Origin of the sequence: Clostridium sp., assembly GCF_016650095.1 — a bacterium.
Taxonomy (GTDB): Bacteria; Bacillota; Clostridia; order Clostridiales; family Clostridiaceae; genus Clostridium_AD.
Genome location: NZ_JAENWL010000186.1, coordinates 1 through 7,021 on the forward strand (window position 1 = coordinate 1; position 7,021 = coordinate 7,021).

Annotated in this window: 12 protein-coding genes; all 12 read right to left on the reverse strand. The window is 29.8% G+C overall.

Features of this window, described 5'->3' with window-relative positions:
• Positions 1 to 518, reverse strand: a 518-nt coding sequence (locus tag JJE11_RS11485) for an RluA family pseudouridine synthase (protein WP_291635707.1), incomplete at its 3' end; no start/stop codon positions are given.
• The gene (lspA, locus tag JJE11_RS11490; RefSeq protein ID WP_291635709.1) at positions 519 to 965 is read right to left on the reverse strand and encodes a signal peptidase II; all 447 of its coding nucleotides are present in this window, start codon (positions 963 to 965) and stop codon (positions 519 to 521) included.
• 62 nt (positions 966 to 1,027) lie between these two features.
• Positions 1,028 to 1,624: a TraR/DksA C4-type zinc finger protein gene (locus JJE11_RS11495; protein ID WP_291635711.1), complete on the reverse strand. Its 597-nt coding sequence runs from the start codon at positions 1,622 to 1,624 to the stop codon at positions 1,028 to 1,030.
• 189 nt (positions 1,625 to 1,813) lie between these two features.
• Positions 1,814 to 2,506, reverse strand: a complete 693-nt coding sequence (locus JJE11_RS11500) for a 5'-methylthioadenosine/adenosylhomocysteine nucleosidase (protein WP_291635713.1) — start codon at positions 2,504 to 2,506, stop codon at positions 1,814 to 1,816.
• A gap of 143 nt (positions 2,507 to 2,649) precedes the next feature.
• The gene (locus JJE11_RS11505; RefSeq protein WP_291635715.1) at positions 2,650 to 3,279 is read right to left on the reverse strand and encodes a DivIVA domain-containing protein; all 630 of its coding nucleotides are present in this window, start codon (positions 3,277 to 3,279) and stop codon (positions 2,650 to 2,652) included.
• Positions 3,280 to 3,293: 14 nt separating this feature from the next.
• Positions 3,294 to 4,067 (reverse strand): YlmH/Sll1252 family protein, encoded by a 774-nt coding sequence (locus tag JJE11_RS11510; protein ID WP_291635717.1) that lies wholly within the window; start codon positions 4,065 to 4,067, stop codon positions 3,294 to 3,296.
• A 12-nt stretch (positions 4,068 to 4,079) separates the two neighbouring features.
• On the reverse strand, positions 4,080 to 4,352 hold the full coding sequence (locus JJE11_RS11515; RefSeq protein ID WP_291635719.1) for a YggT family protein: 273 nt from the start codon (positions 4,350 to 4,352) through the stop codon (positions 4,080 to 4,082).
• Positions 4,353 to 4,443: 91 nt separating this feature from the next.
• Positions 4,444 to 4,896 carry a cell division protein SepF gene (gene sepF, locus JJE11_RS11520; RefSeq protein ID WP_291635721.1) on the reverse strand — a complete coding sequence of 151 codons (453 nt, stop codon included), beginning with the start codon at positions 4,894 to 4,896 and terminating at the stop codon, positions 4,444 to 4,446.
• 2 nt (positions 4,897 to 4,898) lie between these two features.
• Positions 4,899 to 5,570: a YggS family pyridoxal phosphate-dependent enzyme gene (locus JJE11_RS11525; protein WP_291635723.1), complete on the reverse strand. Its 672-nt coding sequence runs from the start codon at positions 5,568 to 5,570 to the stop codon at positions 4,899 to 4,901.
• Between the two features lie 126 nt (positions 5,571 to 5,696).
• Positions 5,697 to 6,401, reverse strand: coding sequence for a DUF881 domain-containing protein (locus JJE11_RS11530; RefSeq protein WP_291635725.1), 705 nt, complete (start codon positions 6,399 to 6,401; stop codon positions 5,697 to 5,699).
• A 12-nt stretch (positions 6,402 to 6,413) separates the two neighbouring features.
• On the reverse strand, positions 6,414 to 6,752 hold the full coding sequence (locus tag JJE11_RS11535; protein WP_291635726.1) for a DUF1290 domain-containing protein: 339 nt from the start codon (positions 6,750 to 6,752) through the stop codon (positions 6,414 to 6,416).
• Between the two features lie 10 nt (positions 6,753 to 6,762).
• A partial coding sequence (locus tag JJE11_RS11540) for a DUF881 domain-containing protein (protein WP_291635727.1) occupies positions 6,763 to 7,021 on the reverse strand: 259 nt, incomplete at its 5' end.

The window sequence follows — 7,021 nt, forward strand, 5'->3', positions numbered from 1 at the left end:
AGAGCTAAATAACTTCTCGTCATAGAATGATCTTTAAGCTGGGCAGCAAGACAGTTATGTGAACTATCATTTTTAGCAACCACCAAGGCTCCTGATGTGTCCTTATCAATCCTATGAACTATTCCAGGTCTCAGTATACCGTTTATACCTGACAGGTCTGTGCAATGATATAAGAGTGCATTAACTAATGTACCGCTATAATTTCCTGGTGCTGGATGAACCACCATATCCTGTGGTTTATTAATTACAATTACGTCACTATCTTCATATAAAACGTCCAATGGTATTTCCTCTGCGGCTATATTTAACTCTACAGGATCTGGAACGGATAATATAATTGTCTCCCCTAATTTTAATTTATAATTACTTTTTCTACATTTCCCATTCACAAAAGCAGTTTCTTTTTCTATTATTCCTTGAATATATGATCGAGATTTATTTTCTAATTCATTTGAAATAAACACATCTAATCTTGTACCAACTGAACTCTCATCTACTTTAAACTCGAAATTTTCCATTTATACCTCATCCTTTACTATCGAAATTGCCAAAATCAATGTTCCAACTACTACTAAACTATCAGCTATATTAAATGTTGGAAAATAATATACCTCTTTATAATGAACTAATATAAAATCTACTACGTATTTATAAAATATTCTATCATATAAATTCCCAAGTGCTCCACTTATAATTAAAGCAAAGCTTAGCCTTAGAAATTTTGATTTTGGCTTATACACAATAAGATAATATATCATTCCTGATACAATGAGTAGGGTAAATAAAGCTAGCAATATCAATTTATTTTGCAAAATTCCAAATGCTGCTCCTCTATTCTCTAAATATTCTAATTTAAAAAAATCTTTAATTAAAATTATTCCATCCTTTCCTTTAAGTGAGCTCAGTGCCCAAACTTTAGCTAATCTGTCCAATAGCAAACCCAAAAATATAATTAATAATTCCATGACCTTCCCCCTGTTAAATCATCACCTTCGAAGATGTCACCACCTTCGAAGGTGATGCATTATTAATCTGGCAACTGATTTTTATATTGTTCATTACTTATTTTTTCTATAGGTTCAACATATCCATAATCATCATCGTAATAATCAATTATATCTTCTATATTGTTAAAACGATCTACTGTTTGGTAAATATCCTCGGCATCAACACCTACTCCACCGCTTGTACTGTATCTAAACGGTATGCCAATGACCTCTTCTTCAACTGGTCTATTGTTTTGTTCTGCTATCTTAATACTACCTATGGATTTTTGACATGACACACAGTTCTCTGCATAGGGTATAAATTCTAATCTTTCGTAGGCTATATCTTTACCACAATTCTTACATTTTCCATAAGTATGATTTTCGATGTTCTTTAAAGCATCATCAATTTTATTAACAATTGATATCTCATTACCTTTAAGTGCAAGTCCCTTTTCCTTATCAAATAATTCAGAAGCAGTATCAGACGGATGATTGTCATAAAATGATATTTCCGTTGCCATTTCACTGTTGGAATTAATAACTCCATTTTGTTTCATTTGATTAATAAGACTAAGCGCTTGCGATTGTTCACTTATCAATTTTTCTTTAAAATATAGCATTTTTTCCTTTTCCATGATAACAACTCCTCAAGTTTTTAATATAGTAGTAATATTCATTTTATAAAACTTCTATATGTTTATGTTTTCTCATGGAAAGAATTTTATTACACTTATTTTATAATATTTAAAAATTTGAGGGAATATTATTTAAAATAAGTAATTTAACTTAAAAAAGATATTGTAATACTCCCCCATATTAGCTTATTAAATCAGCTTCAACATATCATTTAAAATATTAGTAGAATTTTCAACAGCAATATCCTTGAATTTTTCGTAATCCATATGAGCCCCGTTATTTGCATTGTCTGATATTGATCTAATAACAATAAATGGGATTTCGTTTAAATAGCATACTTGAGCAATACTTGCACCTTCCATTTCACAAGCTAAACATTCAAACTCAGAATTAAGCCACTTTATTTTAGATGCGTCTGCAATAAATTGGTCACCTGACACAATTCTTCCCGTAAAATGATTATGTCCTTTTATGTCCTTACATGCCTCCATTGCATACTCTATTAGTTTATTATCACATTTAAACTCAAAAGTATCCATATTGGGAATCTGTCCTAATTTATCTCCAAATGCAGACGTATCCATATCATGTTGTACTAAATTATCCCCTATGACAATATCTCCAGGGTATATATTATCGACAGTTCCACCTGCAATACCCACATTTATAATACAGTCCACATTAAAATCGTCAATTAATATTTGAGCACAAACTGCGGCATTAACTTTGCCAATTCCACTAGTAACTATTACTACATTTTTTTTATGTATGATACCAACACTAAATTCCATATTAGCCTTTATTTCTTTTCTTTCAAACTGCATGTCCCTAATTAAAAATGCAACTTCTTCTTTCATTGCTCCAATAATTCCTATATTCATTCGACTATTCCTCCTTATTGTTCTATTAAGTATATAACATTTATTACTTATTTGAATGCGACAATGTATTATACCATATTTATTATTTACTTAAATGTTCCTTACATAAAAAATCTCACCCAATGAGTGAGATTTCTGTGTTTTTACTCTTTTGTAAAAAAACTTTTTATTTCTTCTAGATCTTCGCTACGAAAATCTTTTTCATCAATGTTTTTAAATGCTAAATCAGAATATTCGACTGTAGCCGCAGCTTCTTTCTCGCTTCTTTTATCATCAATTTCATTACCTTTATTAATTTCATTACCAACATTGTAATTTTTAAAGTAATCATTTTCAAGACCTTCAAACATCTCAATCTGACAATTCATAAAATTCCTAAATTTTGTTCTAAACTTTGCAAATTCTTGTTTAGTTTTTTCATATTCATCATTTATCTTAAGGACATCATTATGAGCCTTATCTATCAATCTTTGAGAAGAATCGTTTGCATTTTTAATAATCAATTCCGATTCTTTTTGGGCACAAAATTTTGCTTGTTCTGCTGCATTTTGAGCTAATACTAATGTGTTTTGAATTGTAGCCTCTATTTTAACATGATGCTCTAATTTTTCTTCTAAAAAGCTTGTTTTTTCTCTTAATGTTGAATTTTCTTTGTACATAATTTCATATTCTTCCGATAATTCATCTAAAAAGTCATGAACTTCATCAACAATATATCCCCTAAAGCCTTTTTTAAATTCTTTATTATTAATATCCATAGATGTAATTCTCATTTTAGTCCCCCCAATTAAATATATTTCTTTATTGCAACTTTCAAGCGGTCTTTTTGAGTACTTCCTATACTCTCTGAAACCTTAAACTTCCCATATCCCCTGATCGTTAATGTATCATTATTTTTTATAACCTTATCCTTTTTTACACACTGAGAATAGTTTACTAATATTTTGCCTGAAGATATTAATCCGACTGAATTACTTCTTGAAACATTACATATAGATGAAACCATGCTATCAAGGCGAAGGGACGTAGATATAATTACCTTTTCTTGAAATTTTCTTTCTGGAAGTTCTTTAATCGTATAATCATATTCACTCACGACGCAATGACAATTCCCTATACTACTTAGATTATTAATTATGTAACTACTAATATCAGAGCAAACCGGTGCATAACAAACAGCATCTTGAACTATTAAATCACCTAATTTTTCTCGTTTAATTCCAAGTGACATTATTGCTCCTAAATAATCCTTATGATCCAGTTTATTAAATTTAGAATTATTACTTATTTTCAATAAATCTATAGGATATGTTATAGGATCGCCTTCAGAAGAAAATGATAACATCCTCCTGTCGGCATCCTTAAATATCCCATATGTGAACGATTTTACCTTATAATTTTCACATATAGCTGATATTTGGTTCCATATTGCTGGCGATACAAAATCATTCGTAAATGTGATTTTATTTGTCTTTTCAGACATTTGAATTTTATTAAATATGCTAGAAATTAAATTCTTGTCTTCGCAATTTATACTTTTTAAAAAATATTTTTTATCCATTTAGATTCTTCCTTAACCTAATAATCCCAGTATACGAAACACAACTGATTTGAGTATCATTAACATTACTAGTGCGATTATTGGTGAAAAATCGACCATTGTATTGGGAAAATATCTTTCTTGGATTTTTCTACCAGGCGCAAGTAGAGGTCCTGTAATTTTATGCAATAATTCTGTATATTGATTAGACCGATTAGCATAAACCCACGACAAAATAACTTCACCAAATATTGCATACTCTAGCACCTTAAAAATGACATTAATAAAATTATACAAATTATACAAATTTTATGACCTCCTGAATTTTCCTAATATAAATAATAATTACTTATTGTTACTCTAAAAGTATTCCCACATTTACTAAAGTTAAGTACACTTATTTATTCCAACTAAAAATTCCTTTTGAACTTAGTTCATTTTTTAATTCATTATTAACTTCTATATTTGAAGGAGATATTATATAAACACCTTTTTCTACCTGCTGAAGGTCTCCACCCAATGAGTAACATGCTCCTCCAATAAAATCTAATAACCTTTGCCCATTTTTAGGTTCGAGTCCCGTAGTGTTAACTACTACTATCTTTCTAGCTTTTAAGTTATCACTGATAACTGTTGCTTCATCAAAATCCTCTGGTTTTATAATAACCACTTTTGTAGATGTCGATGTATGAATATTTACAACTTTACTTTGCTTTTTGTTTGCGCTCATCAATGACTCAATATCCATATCATCATCTTCTTCTTCATTCCTTATTTCTTGAAGTTCTTCTTCAGATTCCTCTGCCAAACCTAAAAAACCCATAACCTTATTCATTACTTTACTTCCCATTTTTATACCTCCATTTTTTTATAATCTCGCTGGCCAAATATACGCTCACCAAGTCTTACCATATTAGATCCTTCGTCTAATGCAATTTGAAAGTCACCGCTCATACCTAAAGATAAAAATTCCATTGAAACATTTTTATATTCAAAAGCTTTTAGATTATTAAATAATGTTTTCATTTGAGCAAAGTACCTTCTACAATTTTCTTCATCACCAATTGGGATTGTAGCCATTAGCCCTTTAATTTTTATATTGTTACATTCAGCGCAAGCTTTTATAAGTCCATCCATTTCTTCAACAGCTACACCAGTCTTAGCAACTTCTTTCCCTATATTAACTTGAATCAAAACACTTGCAATTTCATCTTTAGCCGCATATCGCTTTTCAATTTCTCTAAGTAGCCGTATACTATCTAAAGAATGAATCAGATGAACTTTTCCAACTATGTATTTCACCTTATTTGTCTGCAAATGCCCTATAAAGTGCCATCTAATTCCTTCACCAACGTTATCATATTTTTCAATTAATTCTTGCACTTTATTCTCACCAAAATCTCTAGCCCCAGATGTATATGCTTCTTTTATTTCATGTATTTGTCTTGTTTTAGAAACACATATTAGTGTGACGTCTTCTGGAATGTCATTTTTTGTTTTGTTATAAGCTTCACTAATCGTCAACTATCAATTCCTCCTTGCTAAACTCTTTAGTACAAAGCAATTACTTATTGCTATCATCCATTTCTCTATTTCTCTATTTAATTCTTCATTAAGCAGAGAATTCCTTCATTTTTTTATATTTTATTCTTATTTAGTTACGGGACCCATGTATTGATATTTAAACTTGCCTATATATGCTAATATTTTTATTTGATTTGATTTAAAAATGCTAACCTTAACTGATCTTAGTTTTAATAATTTTATTTGTGTTGGTTCTAATGTTAAATAATTATACAACAAATCTTGGTTCCCTATTGAATTAATGTAAAATGGAGTTACAATCTTAATGCCATTTAAATATATAAATGGCCCACCACATAATACATAATTGTCATAAACAATCCTATGACCATTAACGGAAATTGCTTCTGCTCCTGCATTTTTGAGATCATTTATAACTTTACCAATATCAGAGTCATGAACTAATAGTACATTTTGGTCCATGTCAGGATCATCGCCATCTTCTAATATAATTTTAACCCCTTGGCCTTCAACATCACTATTTCCTAAGATTAAATTATTATAACTAATTTCCTTTTTAATTTCCTCTAAAACTTCATTTTCCACTTCGTCACCATTTGTATATTTTTTTAGCTTTACATTAATCTTATAATATTGATCTTTTAAATTATTTAGTTCAGAATATAAATTAGTTCTCTCATTATAGGCTTCATCATATTGTTTTGCATCTAAGAAGTTATTTTTTCCTTCAAATCCAATATTCATAGCTAAAAGAAGTCCTATAATAATTGATGCAATGAAAACAAATATGGTAGCTTCATTATTTTTCATTTAATCACCTCATTAATGAGCCTTGGCTTTATCTATTAAAAGTCTTCTAATAACTGCGAAATTGTCAAATATCCTTCCTCCAAATACAATAACAGCAGCCAAATAAATTGGAATTCCCAATTTATCGCCTAGATATACCATTGCTACGGCTAAAGCTGCATTTCCGAAAAAACCTGATATAAAAATATCTGCTCTAAAATTTTTAGAAATTGTGCCTCTAAGTGCCCCAAAAACTGAATCTAAACATGCAAAAATTGCTACAGAAATATATGGAGAAAATTTAACTGGAATCTCAATATTCCATACAATACCTAATATAACACCTATTAATAACCCTACAAAAGCAACCATTTAAACACCTCTATTTCTTTTCTATTGGTTTAGCGAACTCAAATTTATACGTTCCATTATACTTAGGTATTATAATTTTTCCTTTTTCGCCTGATTTTTCCATAGTTATATCACAATTCTGACTAAGCGTTCGTGGAATAGCTCCCGGAAAACTTATAGCTTTTTCTAATAGATCTTGTCTCCCAATTGCTTTAATTGTAATTCTTCTACTATAAGAAATTCTTTCATTATTTATAATAATCGCATTCCCAGCGACTCTAATACCACTA

Coding starts and splice junctions, on each gene's coding strand:
- lspA (WP_291635709.1), bottom strand. CDS start 965: ATGGAATTATTAATTATATTTTTGGGTTTGCTATTGGACAGATTAGCT.
- JJE11_RS11495 (WP_291635711.1), bottom strand. CDS start 1,624: ATGGAAAAGGAAAAAATGCTATATTTTAAAGAAAAATTGATAAGTGAA.
- JJE11_RS11500 (WP_291635713.1), bottom strand. CDS start 2,506: ATGAATATAGGAATTATTGGAGCAATGAAAGAAGAAGTTGCATTTTTA.
- JJE11_RS11505 (WP_291635715.1), bottom strand. CDS start 3,279: ATGAGAATTACATCTATGGATATTAATAATAAAGAATTTAAAAAAGGC.
- JJE11_RS11510 (WP_291635717.1), bottom strand. CDS start 4,067: ATGGATAAAAAATATTTTTTAAAAAGTATAAATTGCGAAGACAAGAAT.
- sepF (WP_291635721.1), bottom strand. CDS start 4,896: ATGGGAAGTAAAGTAATGAATAAGGTTATGGGTTTTTTAGGTTTGGCA.
- JJE11_RS11530 (WP_291635725.1), bottom strand. CDS start 6,401: ATGAAAAATAATGAAGCTACCATATTTGTTTTCATTGCATCAATTATT.
- JJE11_RS11535 (WP_291635726.1), bottom strand. CDS start 6,752: ATGGTTGCTTTTGTAGGGTTATTAATAGGTGTTATATTAGGTATTGTA.